The organism is Alicyclobacillus sacchari (genome assembly GCF_004366795.1).
GTDB classification, from domain to species: Bacteria; Bacillota; Bacilli; order Alicyclobacillales; family Alicyclobacillaceae; genus Alicyclobacillus; species Alicyclobacillus sacchari.
In genome coordinates this window covers 1-1,458 of sequence record NZ_SORF01000056.1, presented here as the reverse complement: position 1 = coordinate 1,458, position 1,458 = coordinate 1, and the positions used below count along the sequence as shown (strand labels likewise).

Sequence of the window (1,458 nt, the reverse complement as noted above, 5' to 3'; positions counted from 1 at the left end):
TCGCCTTCGTAATCGACAATGGCGTGGCGAATGCCCATCGCCGCTGATCGCGCGACAAGCCCCTTGACGAAAAAACTCTTCCCGGAACCCGCCTTCCCAATAATGACGGCATTCGCGTTGACAAGCTTCTTATGCCAAGCGTCATACCGATTGAGATGCCCACTCGACCAGTCGACGCCAATCGGCACGCCGTACTCGTGCGAGAAGCGGGAATTCGTGAATGGGAAGCTGTTCGCTAACGCACTGGCTGTCATCTCAATGGGATGACGCAAGACGTTTTCTCCAATCGGGGCAACTGAACGAAAACCTAGGTCGTGCTCTTTAAAGGCTTCGCGAATGAGAAATCCCTCGAACCCTTCCCGCTCAATCCGCTCACAAGCCGCTTCAAACTCATGCCGATCCGGCGAGCTGACAGCCAACACAACCGTGACGTAAAACAACCGTTCCGCACCCAACCGAAGTTCCTCACGCTCTTTTTCGAGCAAATGATACTCCTGTTGCAAAAAAGCCAGTTGCTTGTTTGTTCCTGCCTTTTGCTCAGCAAGGATTTCGGCCTCAATTTTGGTCATGAGCTTTGTACGCTTGGAGATAGCGAGTGCCGAATCCGCAGGTTCTACATGCATCGAAATATGGACGTCAGCTCCAACACGGAAGAAGCGTTGAAGATAGCCAAAGTGAACCGTAGAAGGAAGCCCCGTAACGTAGTACATCTTCGTATAACCGCTTGGCGACACGTAGACCTCGCTTGCACGTACCTCAATCCCATCTGCGACGGTCATGAGATCATGCAACGTCGGCGCGTGCTCCTCGATCACGCTTGGGTCTTGTTCGAGAATGCGCTTAGCTTGTTTCTTGCGTCCGAACAATGTCCTCCACCTCCACATCAGCACCATAGACACGTAGCGCGTGCGTGCGACGCATCACGGCGTCACGATAGCGTTGACTCACCGCCCGCTCCCGGTTCCAAAAGTTTTGCACGGCCTCGACCACTTGTACCGGCTCCAGCACGTCGTATGGCAGCCCCATGGCGGATAATCCCGACTCAACGAAAGACTGCTCCCTCGTCAGACGCTCAAGTTGCAGTTTTTCTTCTTCTCCGCCAACTTTCGGAAGCACCCCAACAACGATTAGGTTTTCGCGGTCCGTGCGAGGCTTACGAGCTTCGTCTCGCAGGTAATGCTTCAAGGCCTCCGCGTACGCCACAAACGCTGGATTTTCGTAGGCTTTGACAGCATCGTCAATCGTCGACTCGGCGTAAGCGACGAAATCTGTATAGTTCGCGCGTCGAGCCTGGACGGAAATCTGAAACGGGTTATCGAGACGCATGAGCATGGCCTTGAAGCGGTCTCGCACAGCCGCAATCTCCTCCATGGACATGGCATAAAGGTTCAGATCCCCTACGCGGATGAGCTTGCGAAATCGCCCATTCACCACGACCGCGCCCGATTCATGGAATTG

The 1,458-nt window shown here is 54.2% G+C and carries 1 protein-coding gene and 1 pseudogene; both read right to left on the bottom strand.

The features are described 5' to 3' along the window. Positions 1–866: pseudogene (locus C7445_RS14390) on the bottom strand (conjugal transfer protein TraC); the annotation flags it as partial. Further along, the coding region (locus C7445_RS14385) for a hypothetical protein (RefSeq protein ID WP_134161408.1) at positions 841–1,458 on the bottom strand (618 nt) is incomplete at its 5' end. The gene C7445_RS14385 and the pseudogene C7445_RS14390, both read right to left, overlap by 26 nt.